We start from the raw sequence: 18,705 nt of genomic DNA, 5'->3' as shown, positions 1-18,705 counted from the left end.
AGCCCCCCGGCACCAGTGATTGAAAAGAGGCGGCAGTAGTGTCTACGGGTAATTTGGATTTCGAACAGTTCCGGGTATTCCTGGAGAAAGCCTGTGGCATCCTGCTGGGCGAGAATAAGCAGTACCTGGTTTCCAGCCGTCTCAACAAGCTGATGGAGCAACAGGGCATCAAGAGCCTGGGCGAGCTGGTGCAGCGTATCCAGGCCCAGCCGCGCGGCGGTTTGCGCGAGCAGGTGGTGGATGCCATGACCACCAACGAGACCCTGTGGTTTCGCGATACCTACCCGTTCGAAGTGCTGAAGAACAAGGTGATTCCCGAGTTCATCCGCAACAACCCCGGCCAGCGCCTGCGCATGTGGTCGGCGGCGTGTTCGTCGGGGCAGGAGCCGTATTCCATCTCGATGGCCATCGACGAGTTCGAGCGCAGCAACCTGGGCCAGCTGAAGATGGGCGCGCAGATTGTGGCCACTGATCTGTCCGGCACCATGCTCACCAACTGCAAGACCGGTGAGTACGATAGCCTGGCGATTGCCCGCGGCCTGTCGCAGGAGCGCCTGCAGCGCTACTTCGACCCCAAGGGGCCAGGACGCTGGGCGGTGAAACCGGCCATTCGCAGTCGCGTCGAGTTCCGCTCGTTCAACCTGCTCGACAGCTATGCCAGCCTGGGCAAGTTCGACATCGTGTTCTGTCGTAACGTGCTGATCTACTTCTCGGCCCAGGTGAAGAAGGACATCCTGCTGCGCATTCACAGCACCCTGAAACCGGGTGGCTACCTGTTCCTCGGCGCCTCGGAAGCCCTGAACGGGTTGCCGGACCATTACCAGATGGTGCAGTGCAGTCCGGGGATCATTTACCAGGCCAAGTAGGGTTTGCCTTAAGGGTTGTGGTGGCAGTGAAATCGAGCGCCGCCCGCGCGGCGCATCGCGAGCTGCGCTCGCTCCTACGTTTGTTTCGGGCCAGTATTCCTGTAGCAGACGCACGCGACCGTCTTGTTTGTACGACGCGATATCGAGCCATGCGCCAAGGCGTCCGCGCGCAAATCCCCCAGGAATAATTGGCCCGAAACAAACGTAGGAGCGAGCGCAGCTCGCGATGCGCCGCGCGGGCGGCGCTCGATCTCGCAGGCGCAACACCTCTACCGCCAAGCCCTGACGTCAATTTTTTGTTTTGCCGCTTTTGCCACCCACCAATTGCCGCTTTCGCCGCCCAAGGCGGAAGGCCTTTGCCGCTTTTCTGGCATTACCCTGACCCCACCCTACCCAGAAAGCCCGTGTTTCCGGGCTTTGCACGCGTTGGCATAGCCCTTGCTATATCTTGCTCAACGACATTCCGGTCAACCTCTGAAGGTTTCCCCGACATGAGCATCAGTTTCGACAAGGCGCTTGGCATTCACGAAAAGGCACTCGGCTTCCGCGCCCAGCGCGCCGAAGTGCTGGCCAACAACATTGCCAACGCCGACACGCCCAACTACAAGGCGCGTGACATGGACTTTTCTTCGGTGCTCGCCGCCGAAACCAGCAAGCAGCAAAGCGGCCGCTTCGCCATGGACCGTACCAACAGCCGGCACATCGAAGCCGAAGGCCTCGCCATCGCCGCTGACGATACCCTCAAGTACCGCACGCCGCTGCAGCCGTCGATCGACCAGAACACCGTGGACGCGCAGATCGAGCAATCGAACTACACCGAAAACGCCATTGGCTTCCAGGCCAGCTTCACGTTGCTCAACAGTAAATTCAAAGGGCTGGTTTCCGCCCTGCGGGGAGAATGACCATGTCCCTTTCCAGTGTTTTCAACATTGCCGGTAGCGGCATGAGCGCGCAGAACACGCGCCTGAACACCGTGGCGTCGAACATCGCCAACGCCGAGACCGTGTCCTCGAGCATTGACCAGACCTACCGCGCCCGCCATCCGGTGTTCGCTACCACCTTCCAGGACGCACAGGCCGGCAGCAGCCAGTCGCTGTTCGAAGACCAGGGTGAAGCAGGGCAGGGCGTGCAGGTAAAAGGCATCGTCGAAGACCAGAGCACCCTCGAGGCACGTTACGAGCCAAACCACCCGGCGGCGAACAAGGACGGCTACGTCTACTACCCGAATGTCAATGTGGTCGAGGAGATGGCTGACATGATCTCCGCCAGTCGCGCGTTCCAGACCAACGCCGAGCTGATGAATACGGCCAAGAACATGATGCAGAAAGTCCTGACCCTGGGGCAGTGATAGGGAGCCTACATGACCACTACCAATTCCACCTCTGACGTCAGCAGTGCGTACCTGACCTCGCTGCAGAAGCAGACGTCGAAGACCGACAGCAGCACCGGCGCTGCAGGCAGTGCACTGGGCAAGGATGCTTTCCTGCAGTTGCTGGTTACCCAGATGAAAAACCAGAACCCGCTCGATCCGCAGGAAAACGGCGAGTTCGTCGCCCAGCTGGCACAGTTCAGCAGTCTCGAGAGCATGCAATCGCTGAATGATTCGGTGACCTATATCGCGGCAGGGCTGCAGTCCTCCCAGGCCCTGCAGGCTTCATCACTGGTCGGGCGCAATGTGATTGTCCAGACCGACAAGGCTGTGGTCGACACCAGCAAGGATATGAAAGGCACGGTCAACCTGACGTCGTCCAGCACCTCAACCTCGGTGGGCATCTACGACAAGGACGACAAGCTGGTACGCACCCTCGACCTGGGTACTCAGAAAGCCGGCAAGATCGACTTTACCTGGGATGGCAAGAACGAAGACGGCGAAGTGGCGGCGGCAGGTACCTACACCTTCAAGGCTACCGCTTCGATCGACGGCAAGGCCACGGCCATGACCACCAATCTGCCGGCCTCGGTTACCAGTGTGACCATGGGTACCAACGGTTCGGAGATGACACTCAACCTGGCTGGGCTGGGCAGTGTCGCACTTTCCAAAATCCAAAGCATCGGCATCTAGGGCCTGAGCAAAACGACAGGAGTTACACATGTCTTTCAATATCGGCCTTAGCGGCCTCTATGCAGCAAACAAGGCCCTGAACGTTACCGGCAACAACATTGCCAACGTCGCCACCACCGGCTTCAAGTCGTCGCGTGCCGAGTTCGCCGACCAGTACTCCAACTCCATTCGCGGCACCAGTGCCGGCAAGAACGTAGTGGGTACAGGTGTGAAGACTGCCGCCGTGTCGCAGCTGTTCACCCCCGGCAACATCAATGGCACCGGCCAGGCGCTGGACATGGCCATCGATGGCAACGGCTTCTTCGTGATGAACGACAACGGCTCGAAAATCTACACCCGTGCCGGTGCCTTCTACAGCGACAAGGATGGCTATGTGGTCAGCTCGTCGGGCGCCAATCTGCAAGGCTACGCAGTGGATGCCAATGGCAAGATCATCCAGGGTGTGCTGACCAACCTGCAGATCGACACCTCGAACCTGACGCCGAACCCGACCGGACGCATCTCCGAGAACGTCAACCTCAACTCCACCGCCACCGCGCCAACCCAGTCGCCGTTCGATCCGACCAACACCGGCACCTACAACTACACGTTCAATACCGACGTGTACGACAGCCAGGGTAACGCGCACCAGCTGAACCAGTACTTCGTCAAGGATGCCGCCAGCAACTCCTGGACCATGTACACCACCATCGATGGCCGCAACCCGGCTGACCCGACGTCGACCACGCCGCTGGCCAACAAGCTGCCATTCAAGTCTGACGGTACCCTGGATACTGCCGCCATGACCGCCGGCCCGGTAACGGGTGGTCTGACCATCGCAGACAACAAGACCTTTACCCTTAGCAACTGGATCCCGGCGCAGAAGAACGCTGCCGGTGTATGGGGTGCCAACGGTGCTACCGCCAACGTTGCCGGGGTCAACCTGGACATGCTGGGCACCACCCAGTACAACGCCGCTTCCGCCACTACCGCCAAGAGCCAGGACGGCTTTGCCACCGGTGAGCTGTCGGGCCTGACCATCGACGAAAGCGGCAACATGTTCGCCAACTTCACCAACGGCCAGGACAAGGTGATCGGCCAGGTGGCTATCGCCAACTTTGCCAATCTGCAGGGCCTGACCCCGATTGGCGGCACCAGCTGGAAAGAGTCCTACGCTTCGGGCGTGCCGGTGATCGGCGCTCCGGACACTGGTACTCTGGGCCAGATTACCGGCGGCGCGCTGGAAGACTCCAACGTCGACCTGACCGGTGAGTTGGTCAACCTGATCAAGGCGCAAAGTAACTACCAGGCCAACGCCAAGACCATTTCCACCGAAAGCACCATCATGCAGACCATCATCCAGATGACCTGATGGTCGCTTGCTGGTGTGGTTTTGTCTGTAATTGGGGCCGCTATGCGGCCCCAACATCTTGAGGGTTCATGCTCATGAAACGGCTTTCGCTACTGGCCCTGTTTCCCCTTCTGGCCATGGCCTTGCCGCTCTCGGCCGCCCCCGCGCCGTTCTACCAATGGCAAAGCCTGGCCACCGGCCGCTACATGTGCTCGGCCAGCAACCCAGGCGATGGTTGGGTGCGGCATTCCGGCCCCTATAACAACGCTGCTTGCCGCACCAACTGAGCAAGCCCTTGCCGCTGGCGGCAAACATCCGCCGACAAACTGACGTTTGTTGTCCCTTGTCACGCTGAAACCCCCATAAACAGGCAGTTTCAGACTTGGTTCGATTATTGCTTCGAACCCGCTCAGTGACAGCGCGGCAGCGACGCGCAGAGGAGATACTGTGGACAAGTTGCTTTATGTGGCCATGACCGGTGCCAGCCAGAACGCGCTGGCGCAGAAGGCCCACGCCAACAACCTGGCGAACATTTCCACCAACGGTTTTCAGCGTGACCTAGAGCAGGCCCGCTCGATGCCGGTGTTTGGCGACAGCTTTCCGGCGCGCGCCTTTGCCATGACCGAGCGCCCGGCCACCGACTTCAGCGAAGGTCCGTTGGTCGAGACGGGGCGTGACCTGGATGTTGCCGTGACCGGCAAGGGATTCATCGCCGTGCAGGCACCGGACGGCAGCGAGGCTTATGTGCGCACCGGCAGCCTGAACATCGATGCACTCGGCGTTCTGCGTGCTGGCAATGGCATGCCGGTGATGGGCAACGGTGGCCCGATCGCCATCCCGCCAGAGCAGAAAGTGGAGGTGGGCGCCGACGGCACCATCAGCATTCGCTCCATGGGTGAAGACCCGCGGGTGATGGCCGAGGTCGACCGCATCAAGCTGGTCAACCCCGACACCAAAGGCCTGACGAAGGGCCTGGATGGCCTGATCCACACCACCTCCGGCCAGCCGGCCGATGCCGACGTCAACGTGCGGGTGGTGGCAGGCTTCCTGGAAGGCAGCAACGTCAATGCTGTCGAGGAAATGACCTCGGTGCTGGCGCTGTCCCGCCAGTTCGAACTGCACGTCAAGATGATGAACACGGCCAAGGAAGGCGACGAAGCCATGGCTCGGGTTTTGCAAATCGGCTAATCACTTTTGAACGGGTGCCGTAAAACAGGCGCACGAGGAGAACTTACATGCTTCCGGCTCTTTGGGTCGCTAAAACCGGCCTGTCCGCCCAGGACACCAACCTGACGGTCATTTCCAACAACTTGGCCAACGTCTCGACCACCGGTTTCAAACGTGATCGCGCCGAGTTCGCCGACCTGCTCTACCAGATCAAGCGTCAGCCTGGTGCCCAGTCCACCCAGGACAGCGAGCTGCCTTCGGGCCTGCAAGTCGGTACCGGTGTGCGCATTGTCGGCACCCAGAAAAGCTTCGTCGCCGGCAGCCTGCAAACCACCGAAAACCCGCTGGACATGGCGGTCAACGGCCGTGGTTTCTTCCAGATCCTGCAGCCAGACGGCACCGTGTCGTACACCCGTGACGGTACCTTCCACCTGAACTCCGACGGCCAGATCGTCACGGCCAACGGCTACGCCCTGGAGCCTGCGATCGTGGTGCCAAACGACGCGCAGACGTTCACCGTAGGCCAGGATGGTACTGTGTCGATCACCACCGCCGGCAACCCGGCTGCACAGGTGATCGGCAACATCCAGACCGCCGACTTCATCAACCCGGCCGGCCTGCAGGCGATCGGTGACAACCTGTTCCTGGAAACCGCCGCCAGTGGTGCGCCGCAAGTCGGCACCCCCGGCTTGAACGGCTTCGGCACCACCCAGCAGCAGACCCTGGAAAACTCCAACGTCAGCACCGTGGAAGAACTGGTGAACATGATCACCACCCAGCGTGCCTACGAGATGAACTCCAAGGTCATTTCCACCGCCGACCAGATGCTGTCGTTCGTAACCCAGCAGCTCTAAGCCCTGTCACTTCGTTGCACCCGTGAGGTAAGCGTCATGAATCGTCTGTTGTCCGTTTTCGCCCTGGGGGGGGCGGTGTTGCTGGCAGGTTGCGTCGCGCCGACGCCCAAGCCCAACGACCCGTACTACGCGCCGGTGTTGCCGCGCACCCCATTGCCGGCAGCGGCCAACAACGGTTCGATCTACCAGGCCGGGTTCGAGCAGAACCTGTACAGCGACCGCAAGGCGTTCCGGGTGGGTGACATCATCACCATCACCCTCAACGAGAAAACCTCGGCCAGCAAGAACGCGGGCTCGCAGATCCAGAAGAACAGCAAAGCCGACATCGGCCTGACCTCGCTGTTTGGCAGCACACCGAACACCAACAACCCGTTCGGCGGTGGTGACTTGTCGCTGGAAGCCGGCTACAACGGCGAGCGCGCCACCAAAGGCGACAGCAAGGCCACCCAGGGCAACACCCTGACCGGTTCGATTACCGTGACCGTGGCCGAAGTACTGCCCAACGGCATCATCGCCGTGCGCGGCGAGAAGTGGCTGACCCTGAACACCGGCGAAGAGCTGGTGCGCATTGCCGGCATGGTGCGTGCCGACGATATCGCCACCGACAACACCGTGCCGTCCACCCGTGTGGCCGACGCGCGCATCACTTATTCCGGTACTGGCTCGTTCGCCGATGCCAGCCAGCCTGGGTGGCTGGACCGCTTCTTCATCAGCCCGCTTTGGCCTTTCTGAGTACGGATGACCATGTTCAACGTGAGGCAGCTGATTGCCGCAACCCTGCTTCTGTCCTGTGCCTTTGGCGCCCAGGCCGAGCGCCTGAAGGACATTGCCAGCATTTCTGGCGTGCGCTCCAACCAGCTGATCGGTTACGGCCTGGTGGTGGGGCTCAATGGTACGGGTGACCAGACCACCCAGACGCCGTTCACCCTGCAGACCTTCAACAACATGTTGTCGCAGTTTGGCATCAAGGTGCCGGCCGGTTCCGGCAACGTGCAGCTGAAGAACGTGGCGGCGGTGTCGGTGCATGCCGACCTGCCGGCGTTCGCCAAGCCTGGCCAGGTGGTGGACATTACCGTTTCCTCGATCGGTAACTCCAAGAGCCTGCGCGGCGGCAGCCTGCTGATGACCCCGCTCAAGGGTATCGACGGCAACGTCTATGCCATCGCCCAGGGCAACCTGGTGGTGGGCGGCTTTGACGCCGAGGGCCGTGACGGCTCGAAGATCACCGTCAATGTGCCCTCGGCTGGCCGTATTCCGGGTGGAGCCAGTGTCGAGCGCGCAGTACCAAGCGGCTTCAACCAGGGCAATACCCTGACCTTGAACCTCAATCGCCCCGACTTCACCACCGCCAAGCGCATCGTCGACAAGGTCAACGACCTGCTCGGCCCAGGTGTGGCGCAGGCCGTGGACGGTGGGTCGGTGCGGGTCAGTGCGCCGATGGACCCAAGCCAGCGCGTGGATTACCTGTCGATCCTCGAAAACCTCGAAATCGACCCAGGCCAGGCGGTGGCCAAAGTCATCATCAACTCGCGTACCGGCACTATCGTCATTGGCCAGAACGTCAAGGTGTCGCCGGCGGCGGTCACCCATGGCAGCCTGACCGTGACCATTACCGAAGACCCGATTGTCAGCCAGCCGGGGGCCTTCTCCAATGGCCAGACCGCCGTAGTACCGCGTTCGCGGGTCAATGCCGAGCAGGAAGCCAAGCCAATGTTCAAGTTTGGCCCAGGCACCACGCTGGATGAAATCGTCCGCGCGGTGAACCAGGTGGGCGCCGCGCCCGGCGACCTGATGGCGATCCTCGAAGCCCTGAAACAGGCCGGCGCCTTGCAGGCCGACCTGATCGTGATCTGAGGACGGCGCGGATGAACATCAAAAGCCAGGTTTCCGGCAGAGTCGACAGCGGCGCCTATACCGACCTTAACCGCCTGAGTGCCCTCAAGCACGGTGACCGCGACAGCGAAGCCAACGTGCGCAAGGTGGCCCAGGAGTTCGAGTCGCTGTTCATCAGCGAAATGCTCAAGGCCTCACGCAAGGCCAGTGATGTGCTGGCCGACGACAACCCGATGAACACCGAAACGGTCAAGCAGTACCGCGATATGTACGACCAGCAGTTGGCCGTGAGCATGTCCCGTGAAGGGGGGGGTATCGGCTTGCAGGACGTACTGGTGCGTCAGCTGACCAAGGGCCGCAGTGCGTCGGTCAACACCAGCCCGTTCCCGCGCGTCGATAACAGCGGCCCGGCATTGTGGGGCAACAAGGTCGCAGAGCCGGTGCATGCCACGGACGCGTCCACGACCCGCAACGACGTCGCTGCGCTCAACTCGCGGCGCCTGGCCTTGCCGAGCAAGCTCACCGACCGCCTGCTGGCCGGTATCGTGCCGTCGGCGGCCACCACCAATACCGCCGCTGTGCCAGCCCGTGACGGCCAGCAAGTGGCCAAGGCCTTCGCCGTGCCCGACAACGGCCTGCGCATTGTCGGTCGTGCCGTGGCCCAGCCACCGCTGGCGCCGAACAAGGCGTTTGCCGATAGTGATGAATTCGTCGCCACCATGTTGCCGATGGCCGAGCAGGCCGCCAAGCGCATTGGTATCGACCCACGCTACCTGGTGGCCCAGGCCGCGCTGGAAACCGGCTGGGGCAAGTCGGTGATGCGCAACAGCGATGGCAGCAGCAGCCACAACCTGTTCGGCATCAAAGCCACTGGCAGTTGGCAGGGCGAGCAGGCGCGGGCGATCACCAGCGAATTTCGCGACGGCCAGTTCGTCAAGGAAACGGCGGCGTTCCGCAGCTACGACTCGTACCAGGACAGCTTCCACGACCTGGTAAGCCTGTTGCAGAGCAATTCGCGCTATCAAGATGCGCTGGACTCGGCCGATAACCCTGAGCAGTTTGCAAGAGAGCTGCAAAAGGCAGGTTATGCGACCGACCCGGGCTATGCGAAAAAGATCATCAGCATCGCCCAGCAAATGCAGTCAACCCCGCAATACGCCATGGCTGGCAGAACCACGAATCTATAAAAGGACTAAATCATGTCGAGCCTGATTTCGATCGGCCTGAGTGGCCTGAGTGCCAGCCAGGCGGCCTTGTCGGTAACCAGTAACAACATCGCCAACGCCGCGACCAGTGGCTATTCGCGCCAGCAGACGATTCAGGCAGCGGGGGCTTCGCACAACATCGGCGCCGGGTTCCTGGGCACAGGTACCACGCTGGCGGACGTGCGCCGCATCTATAGCTCCTACCTGGATAACCAGCTGCAGACCGCCACCTCGCTGCAGGCCGACTCGGTTGCCTTCCAGGACCAGATCACCAGTATCGACAAGCTGCTGGCCGACCGTGACACCGGCATCAGCTCGGTGCTCACCGCGTTCTTCTCGGCCCTGCAGACTGCAGCGGCCAAACCCGGTGACGTTGCTTCGCGCCAGCTGCTGCTGACGCAAGCGCAAACCCTGAGCAACCGTTTCAATGCGGTGAGCACGCAGCTCACCCAGCAGAACGCCACGATCAACTCCCAGCTCGACACCATGGCCGGCCAGGTCAACAAGCTGACCGCCAGCATTGCCGAGTACAACAAGCAGATCGCCGCGGCCAGCGGCACGGGTAACACCCCCAACAGCCTGCTGGATGCGCGCAGCGAAGCGGTGCGCCAGCTCAACGAGCTGGTCGGTGTTACGGTGCAGGAGCGTGACGGCAATTACGACGTGTACCTGGGCAGCGGCCAGTCGCTGGTCACCGGCAACAAGGCCAACACCCTGTCGGTAGAGCCTGGCGCTGCCGACAAGAGCCAGGCCAGCCTGCGTATCAACTACGAGTCGTTCAGTTCCGATGTGACGTCGGTGGTGACCGGTGGCGCGATCGGCGGCCTGCTGCGCTATCGCCAGGATGTGCTGACGCCGTCGATGAACGAGCTGGGGCGCGTCGCCCTGGTGGTGGCCGACAGCATCAACAGCCAGCTGGGCCAGGGCCTGGATGCCAATGGGCAATTCGGCAGCTCGCTGTTCTCCAGTATCAACAGTGCCACTGCCATTGCCCAGCGCAGCCTGGCTTCGTCGAACAACAGTTCCGGCTCTGGCAACCTGGATGTGACCATCGCCAACAGCGGTGCGCTGACCACCTACGACTACGAGGTCAAGTTCACCAGCGCCAACCAGTACAGCGTGCGCCGTTCTGACGGCACCGACATGGGCAGCTTCGACCTCAACGCCGACCCGGCACCGGTGATCGACGGTTTCAGCCTGTCGCTGAATGGCGGCGGCCTGGCGGCTGGCGACAGCTTCAAGGTGATCCCCACCCGTGCGGCAGCCGGCAGCATCACCACCACCCTGACCGATGCCAACAAGCTGGCCTTCGCCGGGCCGATCAGCGCGACCTCGGGCAGCGGCAACAGCGGCACCGGCACCATCACCCAGCCGACATTGGGTGAATCGCTGGACATCTACGGCGGTGCCGATACTGCGCTGATCCAGCAATCGATTCGCGACTCGATGCCGGTGCGCGTGGTGTTCGACGCCGCCAGCGGTGGCTCCCAGGGGTACAAGCTATTCGATGCCAAAGGCACCCAGATTGGCACCGGCAGCGTGGTGCCGGGTACGGACAATAAACTCTCGATTGCCGTGCCGATGCTCGATGCCGCCGGAAATCCAATCAAGGATGCCAGCGGCAACCCGCGCACATTCGCCGTCGAGACCACCATCGGCGGTAGCCCGGCAGCCAATGACAGCTTTACCTTGTCGTTCAATGCCGACGGCAAGGCCGACAACCGCAACGCCACGGCGCTGCTGGGCCTGCAGACCAAGTCGACGGTGAACACCGGCTCCGGCGGCGGCACCAGTTTCACCTCGGCCTATGCATCGCTGGTCGAGCGTGTGGGCGCCAAGGCCAACCAGGCGACCATCGACACCACCGCGACCGAGGCGGTGCTCAAGAGCGCCAGTGAAAGCCGCAGCGCAGTGTCCGGGGTCAACCTGGACGACGAAGCGGCCAGCCTGGTCAAGTTCCAGCACTACTACACGGCGTCGTCGCAGATCATCAAGGCGGCGCAAGAAACTTTCAGCACCCTGATCAATGCCTTGTAAGGAGTAGACTATCGTGCGTATTTCCACTGCTCAGTTCTATGAGGCCAGCGCCAGTAGCTACTCCAAGAACTTCTCCAGCATGAACAAGACCAACGATCAGGTGACGTCGGGTATTCGTATCCAGACCGCCGCCGACGATCCGGTGGGTGCTGCGCGCCTGCTGCTGCTGCAACAGCAGCAGGCGCTGTTGGACCAGTACAGCGGCAACATCAATACCGTCAGCAATTCCCTGCTGCAGGAGGAGAGCGTGCTCTCCACCATCAACGACGCCATGCAGCGCGCCAGCGAGCTGGCGATTCGCGCCGGTGGCGCTGGGGTTACCGACTCTGATCGCACAGCCATCAGCACCGAGCTGAAAGAGATCGAGGCCAATATCTTCGGTTTGCTCAACTCGCGCGATGCCAACGGCGACTACATGTTTGGCGGCTCCAAAAGCACTACGCCGCCCTATGTGCGCAATTCCGATGGCACCTACAGCTACCACGGCGACCAGACCCAGCTGAGCTTGCAGGTGTCCGATACCCTGAACCTGGCTACCAACGACACGGGTTTCAGCATCTTCGACTCGGCCAGCAACAAGAGCCGCACCCAGTCGACCCTGCTGGTGCCTGCCACCGACGATGGCGTGGTCGGGGTGTCGTCAGGCCTGATGACCTCGAGCACCAGTTACAACAACAGCTTCACGGCAGGCCAGCCATACAAGCTGACCTTCACCAGCGCAACCCAATACACCATCACCGATGCCAATGGCCGGGACGTTACGTCTGAAACCCCTACCAACGGTACATTCGACAGCAAGACGGAAGGGGCCAACCGCATTGCCCTGCGTGGCGTGGAGTTCGAAATCACCGTTACCCTGGAAGAGGGCGCTGATGCCGATGCGGCGGTGGCGGGGCGCGAGTTTTCCCTGGAGGCACGCCCAGACTCGTTCAATGCCACGCGTAACGGCAACAACACGTCCAGTGCCCAGATCACCAGCAGCAGCGTGACCGACGAAGCCGCCTATCGCAGCACCTTCCCCAGCAATGGTGCGGTGATCAAATTCACCGGCCCGGGCGCCTACGAGCTCTATGCTCAGCCGCTGACGGCCGATAGCAAGGCGATAGCCACAGGTACCTTCACTGCACCGTCGCTGACGGTGGCCGGGGTGACCTACCAGGTGTCCGGTTCGCCGGAGGCAGGCGACCAGTTCGCGGTCACTGCCAATACCCACCAGAACCAGAACGTGCTGGAAACCCTCAGCCAGCTGCGTGCTGCGCTGGATACACCGGTGACCGGCGCTGGCGCGGCCAATGCGCTGAAGGACGCGGCGGCCTCGGCAATCGCGAACCTGGCCAGCGCCCGCGAGCAGGTCGACATCACCCGTGGTTCGATTGGTGCCCGTGGCAACTCGCTGGAGATCCAGCGCCAGGAAAACACCAGCCTGGGCCTGGCCAACAAGACCACCCAGAACGCCATCGGTAACACCGACATGTCACAGGCGGCCATCACCCTGACCTTGCAGCAGGCCATGCTTGAGGCCTCGCAGCTGGCCTTCTCGCGCATTTCGCAATTGAGCCTGTTCAACAAGCTCTGATCCGCATTGTCAAAGGCTGGGGCCGCTTCACGGCCCTTCGCGGGTACGCCCGCTCCCACAGGTATTGTGCAGGTTTCAAGCACACTCAATCCTTGTGGGAGCGGGCGTGCCCGCGAAGGGGCGCGAAGCGGCCCCGGCTTTTTCTTCTGGCAAAAATTCCAGTCCCCACATCCTCTGCAAGGCTTTCGTAGCAATTCAATGTGACCAATGAGTCAAAACGGTCATCTTCCCTGTATTCTATGCAGCAGCTGTTGCAGCATTTTGTTACCGGTGCGCAGGCGAGCTCTGCCTTCAACCCTTGGCGGTGACCGCTCCGGTATTTGGCGCCCTCAATTCATCGAGTGGTGGTCTTTGGCTGTTTTCATTGGGAAGCCAGAATGATTGGCATCAAAAGCATCGCGAGTTACGTGCCCACCGCTGGCCTGGACAACTATGTCCAGGGTGCGAAGTTCGGCAAGGACGAAGAGTTCATGTTCGGCAAGATCGGCGCGTCGTTCCTGCCGCGCAAGGCCGCTGAACAGGAAACCTCCGACCTGTGCGTGGAAGCCGCCCAGGCGCTGTTCGCCAGCAACCCCGACCTCGACCCGCAATCGATCGATGCGCTGATCGTGGTCACCCAGAACGGTGACGAAGAAGGCCTGCCGCACACCGCCGCCATCGTCCAGAGCAAACTCGGCCTGTCCACCCGCGTGGCGGCGTTCGACGTGTCGCTGGGCTGCTCCGGCTACGTGTATGGCCTGTATGCGATCAAAGGCTTCATGGAGGCGGCAGGGCTGAAGAATGGCCTGCTGATCACCGCCGACCCGTATTCGAAGATCGTCGACCCGGAAGACCGCAACACCACCATGCTGTTCGGCGATGCCGCCACGGCGACCTGGATGGGTGAAGATGCAGTGTGGAACCTCGGCCAGGCGCGTTTCGGCACTGACGGTTCCGGTGCCGAGCACCTGAAAGTCACGGATGGCAAGTTCTTCATGAACGGCCGCCAGGTGTTCAACTTTGCTCTGGTCAAGGTGCCGGCGCACCTGCACGAGCTGCTGGATGCCAGTGGCCTGACGTCGTCGGATATCGATGCCTTCTGCATTCACCAGGGCAGCGCGGCGATTGTCGACGCCGTGGCGCGACGCTTCGAAGAGCAGCACCCGGAAAAGTTCGTAAAAGACATGCTGGAAACCGGCAATACCGTGTCCTCCAGCGTGCCGCTGCTGCTGCAGAAGCACATGCTCGACGGCAGCTGGAAGCGCGTGGCGATCAGCGGCTTTGGTGTGGGTCTGTCGTGGGGCTCGGCCATCCTGTATCGCGACTGATTGATTCGAGGTTCAAAAAAGCGCCGAGCAGGCTACCTGCTCGGCGCTGTTTTTTATGCTCATCAGTCGGTCGGAGAGAGGTTTTGACGCCAATAAACTGGCCTTAACCCCTTGATTTCTAGGGGCTGGCCCCATGCCAGCATTTTTTTTCGAAAAAGCCCTCAAGCAACCCGCGCACCCGACGATAACTATTACGAAGGTTCTCTAGGCCAATCCGGCGGTTGCCAAGGCCGGAAGCCGCAGTACCCATCCAACGAGGATTTCGTCATGGCTTTAACTGTAAACACCAACATTGCGTCGATCACCACCCAAGGCAACCTGACCAAGGCCAGCGTTGCCCAGACCACTTCGATGCAGCGTCTGTCCTCGGGTCTGCGCATCAATAGCGCTAAAGACGACGCTGCCGGCCTGCAGATCAGCAACCGTCTGACCAGCCAGATCAACGGCCTGGGCCAGGCTGTGAAGAACGCCAACGACGGTATCTCGATTGCCCAGACCGCTGAAGGCGCAATGCAGGCTTCGACCGACATCCTTCAGAAAATGCGTACCCTGGCACTGTCCTCGGCTACTGGCTCCTTGAGCGCCGACGACCGTAAGTCGAACAACGACGAATACCAAGCTTTGACTGCAGAACTGACCCGTATCTCGCAGACCACCACCTTCGGTGGTCAGAAGCTGCTGGACGGTTCTTATGGCACCAAGGCCATTCAGGTTGGTGCAAATGCCAACGAAACGATCAACCTGTCGCTGGAGAACGTGGCAGCAAATCAGATCGGTTCCCAGCAGGTGAAGAGTGTTACAGCCTCTCCGAAAACAACTGGTCTGACTGGCGGTACTCTTACTGTAACAGGTAATGGTCAGAGTGAGGACTTCGCGGTTAAAGCTGGCGCCTCTGCAAAAGAAATCGCCAAAGGTCTTAATGGTATCATTGGTGGTCTTACCGCCACTGCTAGTACTGAGGTTAGCTTCACTGTTGATGCAGCTGCTTCAACCGCACCAGCAGATTTCACGATTACTGTGGGTGACCAAGACGTCAAACTGCTGGGCGTGAGGGACACGGCTTCGCTTGCTGATCAGCTGAAGTCCAACTCCGCGAAATTGGGCATTAGCGTTAACTATGATGAAAGCAATGGCTCGCTTTCCATCAAGTCTGACACTGGTGAAAACGTTGCTTTCTCTGACACCAACGCTGGTGCCACTGCTGCAATTAAAGTTGCAAGCAAAGGCGGTGATGGCCTCTATAGCGGTGCTGTAGCGATTGCTGACACAATGATCGCTACTGGTGCAGTATCTCTGGATTCTGCGAAAGGCTATTCTTTGACCAGTACTGGTACAGCAGTTACTGAGCTGTTTGGCGCGAAAGGCACTTCTGAAAAAACTACTATTGCCCAAACTGATGTAACCGACGCAACCAAGGCACAAAACGCCCTGGCCGTTATCGACAAAGCCATCGGCTCCATCGACAGCGTCCGTTCGGGCCTGGGTGCTACCCAGAACCGTCTGCAGACCACCGTCGACAACCTGCAGAACATCCAGAAGAACTCCACTGCTGCCCGCTCCACCGTGCAGGACGTAGACTTCGCTTCGGAAACTGCCGAGCTGACCAAGCAGCAGACTCTGCAACAGGCTTCGACCGCAATCCTGTCGCAGGCTAACCAGCTGCCATCTTCGGTCCTGAAACTGCTCCAGTAATTCAGGCGCCTGAGTAAAGGGTGAAAGGGCGCGTTTACGTGCCCTTTTGCCCTTTTTGACATGAGGAGTTCGAAACATGGACATGAGTGTCAAGCTGAGCCAGGTGTATCCGTCCGTGTTACCCCAGGCGCCAGTAGCTGATCGGGACCCTGCTGCACCTGCCAAAGTGCAGGAAGCCGCTGCACCCGAAAAACAGCCACACTCGCGCGAAGACCTGGAAAAGGCGGTTGGCGAGATTCGTGATTTCGTGCAATCGAGCCAGCGACAGCTGGATTTTTCCATCGATGATTCCACCGGTCGGGTCGTGGTCAAGGTAATTGCCACCCAGTCCGGCGAGGTGATCCGGCAGCTTCCGTCGGAACTTGCGCTGAAACTGGCGCAAAGCCTCAGTGAAGCCAGCAGCCTGCTGTTCGATGATCAGGCATAGGCTGGCATGATTTTTGTTGCTGTCGACCCTTTGATGGATTTGTCCGCCAAGGATCCGGCAGCTACTGAACAAGGAGAGCAATGATGGCAGGTACAACAGTCAGCGGTATTGGCTCGGGCATCGATACCCAGGCGATCGTCGAATCCCTGGTAGCCGCGCAAAAGGCGCCGAAGCAAGCGCAGATCAATACCCAAACGCTGAAGGCAACCACCACGTTGTCCTCTATTGGCAAGATTCAGGCGGCTCTGGACGCGTTCCGCGGCGCCCTGACCAACATGACCGATACCAACAGCTTTGGTGGCCTCAGCCTGAAGTCTTCTGATGAGAAAGTCGCGACAGTGACCATGGGCACGGGCGCTGCCAACGGCTCGTTCAAGTTGATTGTCGACAAGTTGGCGACCGCGTCAAAAGTGTCGACCAAGGTTTACGCCAATGGTGCGGGTTCGGTAGTAAACCCCGGCAGTACGCCGACCACCTTGACGATGACTCAGAATGGCAAGGCCCACGATCTCAGCGTTCCTGCCGGAGCAACCTTGCAGCAGGTGCGTGACAGCATCAATAGTCAGTTTGGTACGGCAGGTCTGAGTGCCAACGTACTGACGGATGCCAATGGCTCTCGTTTGATCATCACCTCGACCAATATGGGTGTAGGCTCGGACATTACCCTTTCGGGTAACTCGGGTATCGATACTGACTACACCGTGGTCGACGAGCCTGCAGACGCCGAATATACACTTGACGGCATCGCCATGAAGTCCAAGACCAACGACATCACTGATGCCGTAAGCGGTCTGAACATCAAATTGGTGGGAACTTCGCCGAAAAGTACCAGTGGTGAAGTCACGGCGACCATTCTCTCGCTGACTACCAGCTCCACCACGTTGAAGTCGGGCTTGAAAGGTTTCATCGATACCTACAACGCCTTGCTCACAGTGATGAACGCAGAAACCAAGGTCACCAAGAACGCCGACGGCACCATGACTGCCGCGGCGCTGACCGGTGATGCCACCATGCGCACGTTGATGACTTCCATTCGTGAAGAGCTCAATGCAGTATCCGGCAACGGTACCCTGAAGTCGCTCGCAGCCTTCGGTGTTACCTCTGCTCAGGATGGCGGTGCGCTTAGTCTCGATGACAAGAAGTGGGACAAGGCTGCCGCCACCAATGCTGCGGACCTGACCAGTATCTTCAATGGCAAGGACGGCCTGTTGGCACGCCTGCAAAAGGTCACCGAGCCTTTCGCCAAAGCCAGTACCGGTACCCTCGCCGAGCGCTCCAAGGTTTTGAGCGAAAGCCTGACCAAGCTCAAGACCGAGCAGGACACCCTGGACGCCCGTATGGAAGCCCTGCAGAAGAGCCTGCAGGACAAGTACAACAACATGGATACCCTGGTCACCCAGCTGCGCCAGCAGCAGAGTTCAGTGCTCAGCACCCTCAATGCACTGAACAAGTCGAACAGCGACGATTAATCCGTGAACATTGCATGAAGTGCGGGCATCATGCCCGGCTTCATGTCATCGGCCGGTAAAGTTTTTCGCCGCCTGCCCGATACAAGGAATATCTCCCCCTTAAGCCTGCCCGTCACGAGGTCGCAAGATGAATCCCATGAGAGCCCTTCGTCAGTATCAGAAGGTCAATTCCCATGCCCAGATTTCCGAAGCCACGCCCCATCGCCTGGTGCAGATGCTGATGGAAGGTGGCCTCGATCGCATGGCTCAGGCCAAGGGTGCCATGGCGCGCGGTGATATTGCGGAGAAGGGCCTGATGCTCGGCAAGGCGATCGACATCATCATCGGTCTTCGCGACGGCCTGCAGCCCGAAAAAAGCGAAAACCCAGAGGCTGTAGAGAAACTCGATGCCCTTTACGTCTACATGACCAATCGCCTGATGCAGGCCAACCTCGACAACGATGCCGGCATTATCGATGAAGTTGCCCAGCTGCTGATTACCGTGAAAAGCGGTTGGGACGGCATTGCCGATGCCCAGCCTGCCAGCTGACGGCAAGGAGATTACCGTGACCGCACTGCAACGCCTCGATGACACCTGCGATGCCCTGATCGGCGCCTTGGGTGAGCGTGACTGGGAAGCCATTGCCAAACTGGATGTGGCGTGCCGTACATGCATCGACGAGGTGCTGGAAACCCACGCGATGGACCAGGCGTTGCTGCGCGAGAAGCTGGAAGGGGTGCTGCAGGTCTACCGCAACCTGATCGACGTGACAACCGGTGAACGCCAGGCAATTGCCGAAGAGATGATGCAGATCAATCAAGCGAAAAATGCTTCGAAGGTTTACCATCTGTTCAGTTAAGATGCGCACAACTTAACAAAAGGCGCCATAAATTTGACTGT

The 18,705-nt window shown here is 60.1% G+C and carries 19 protein-coding genes; all 19 read left to right on the top strand.

Features of this window, described 5'->3' with window-relative positions; translation table 11 throughout:
* Nucleotides 1–38 precede the first annotated feature (38 nt).
* The 19 genes from cheR (at nucleotide 39) to ACF8R4_RS10270 (ending at nucleotide 18,664) form a co-directional block, all read left to right on the top strand.
* Nucleotides 39–866: a protein-glutamate O-methyltransferase CheR gene (cheR, locus tag ACF8R4_RS10360; protein WP_004575768.1), complete on the top strand. Its 828-nt coding sequence runs from the start codon at nucleotides 39–41 to the stop codon at nucleotides 864–866.
* 491 nt (nucleotides 867–1,357) lie between these two features.
* Nucleotides 1,358–1,768, top strand: coding sequence for a flagellar basal body rod protein FlgB (gene flgB, locus ACF8R4_RS10355; protein WP_016711821.1), 411 nt, complete (start codon nucleotides 1,358–1,360; stop codon nucleotides 1,766–1,768).
* Nucleotides 1,769–1,770: 2 nt separating this feature from the next.
* A complete protein-coding gene (gene flgC, locus ACF8R4_RS10350; protein WP_026020520.1) occupies nucleotides 1,771–2,214 on the top strand; it encodes a flagellar basal body rod protein FlgC in 444 nt (147 codons plus the stop codon).
* Between the two features lie 12 nt (nucleotides 2,215–2,226).
* Nucleotides 2,227–2,928: a flagellar hook assembly protein FlgD gene (gene flgD / locus ACF8R4_RS10345; RefSeq protein ID WP_019099727.1), complete on the top strand. Its 702-nt coding sequence runs from the start codon at nucleotides 2,227–2,229 to the stop codon at nucleotides 2,926–2,928.
* A gap of 28 nt (nucleotides 2,929–2,956) precedes the next feature.
* Nucleotides 2,957–4,279, top strand: coding sequence for a flagellar hook protein FlgE (flgE, locus tag ACF8R4_RS10340; RefSeq protein ID WP_019099726.1), 1,323 nt, complete (start codon nucleotides 2,957–2,959; stop codon nucleotides 4,277–4,279).
* 74 nt (nucleotides 4,280–4,353) lie between these two features.
* Entirely contained in the window at nucleotides 4,354–4,545 is a 192-nt protein-coding gene (locus tag ACF8R4_RS10335) for a hypothetical protein (protein WP_025753855.1), read from the top strand.
* A gap of 160 nt (nucleotides 4,546–4,705) precedes the next feature.
* Nucleotides 4,706–5,446, top strand: a complete 741-nt coding sequence (gene flgF, locus ACF8R4_RS10330; RefSeq protein WP_012273526.1) for a flagellar basal-body rod protein FlgF — start codon at nucleotides 4,706–4,708, stop codon at nucleotides 5,444–5,446.
* Between the two features lie 47 nt (nucleotides 5,447–5,493).
* Nucleotides 5,494–6,279 carry a flagellar basal-body rod protein FlgG gene (gene flgG / locus ACF8R4_RS10325; RefSeq protein ID WP_019099723.1) on the top strand — a complete coding sequence of 262 codons (786 nt, stop codon included), beginning with the start codon at nucleotides 5,494–5,496 and terminating at the stop codon, nucleotides 6,277–6,279.
* 36 nt (nucleotides 6,280–6,315) lie between these two features.
* Nucleotides 6,316–7,011, top strand: coding sequence for a flagellar basal body L-ring protein FlgH (flgH, locus tag ACF8R4_RS10320; protein ID WP_012273524.1), 696 nt, complete (start codon nucleotides 6,316–6,318; stop codon nucleotides 7,009–7,011).
* Nucleotides 7,012–7,023: 12 nt separating this feature from the next.
* Complete coding sequence (locus ACF8R4_RS10315; protein ID WP_025753854.1) at nucleotides 7,024–8,133, top strand: flagellar basal body P-ring protein FlgI; 1,110 nt, start codon at nucleotides 7,024–7,026, stop codon at nucleotides 8,131–8,133.
* Nucleotides 8,134–8,144: 11 nt separating this feature from the next.
* Entirely contained in the window at nucleotides 8,145–9,299 is a 1,155-nt protein-coding gene (flgJ, locus tag ACF8R4_RS10310) for a flagellar assembly peptidoglycan hydrolase FlgJ (protein WP_392492333.1), read from the top strand.
* A gap of 12 nt (nucleotides 9,300–9,311) precedes the next feature.
* Entirely contained in the window at nucleotides 9,312–11,354 is a 2,043-nt protein-coding gene (gene flgK, locus ACF8R4_RS10305; RefSeq protein ID WP_186723204.1) for a flagellar hook-associated protein FlgK, read from the top strand.
* Between the two features lie 13 nt (nucleotides 11,355–11,367).
* A complete protein-coding gene (locus tag ACF8R4_RS10300; protein WP_392492332.1) occupies nucleotides 11,368–12,930 on the top strand; it encodes a flagellar hook-associated protein 3 in 1,563 nt (520 codons plus the stop codon).
* A 377-nt stretch (nucleotides 12,931–13,307) separates the two neighbouring features.
* Entirely contained in the window at nucleotides 13,308–14,237 is a 930-nt protein-coding gene (locus ACF8R4_RS10295) for a ketoacyl-ACP synthase III (protein WP_200928691.1), read from the top strand.
* A 267-nt stretch (nucleotides 14,238–14,504) separates the two neighbouring features.
* Nucleotides 14,505–15,929, top strand: coding sequence for a flagellin (locus ACF8R4_RS10290; RefSeq protein ID WP_392492331.1), 1,425 nt, complete (start codon nucleotides 14,505–14,507; stop codon nucleotides 15,927–15,929).
* 76 nt (nucleotides 15,930–16,005) lie between these two features.
* Entirely contained in the window at nucleotides 16,006–16,356 is a 351-nt protein-coding gene (locus ACF8R4_RS10285; RefSeq protein WP_060493038.1) for a flagellar protein FlaG, read from the top strand.
* A gap of 83 nt (nucleotides 16,357–16,439) precedes the next feature.
* Nucleotides 16,440–17,825, top strand: coding sequence for a flagellar filament capping protein FliD (gene fliD / locus ACF8R4_RS10280; protein ID WP_392492330.1), 1,386 nt, complete (start codon nucleotides 16,440–16,442; stop codon nucleotides 17,823–17,825).
* Between the two features lie 127 nt (nucleotides 17,826–17,952).
* On the top strand, nucleotides 17,953–18,354 hold the full coding sequence (gene fliS / locus ACF8R4_RS10275) for a flagellar export chaperone FliS (protein ID WP_392492329.1): 402 nt from the start codon (nucleotides 17,953–17,955) through the stop codon (nucleotides 18,352–18,354).
* Nucleotides 18,335–18,664: a flagellar protein FliT gene (locus ACF8R4_RS10270; RefSeq protein WP_104834217.1), complete on the top strand. Its 330-nt coding sequence runs from the start codon at nucleotides 18,335–18,337 to the stop codon at nucleotides 18,662–18,664. The genes fliS and ACF8R4_RS10270 overlap by 20 nt, the downstream gene beginning before the upstream one ends.
* Nucleotides 18,665–18,705 lie beyond the last annotated feature (41 nt).

The sequence above is a fragment of the Pseudomonas sp. FYR_2 genome, from assembly GCF_043106425.1.
GTDB lineage: Bacteria > Pseudomonadota > Gammaproteobacteria > Pseudomonadales > Pseudomonadaceae > Aquipseudomonas > Aquipseudomonas monteilii.
The sequence above is the reverse complement of the archived record's forward strand: the minus strand, read 5'-3'. Positions and strand labels throughout refer to the sequence as shown.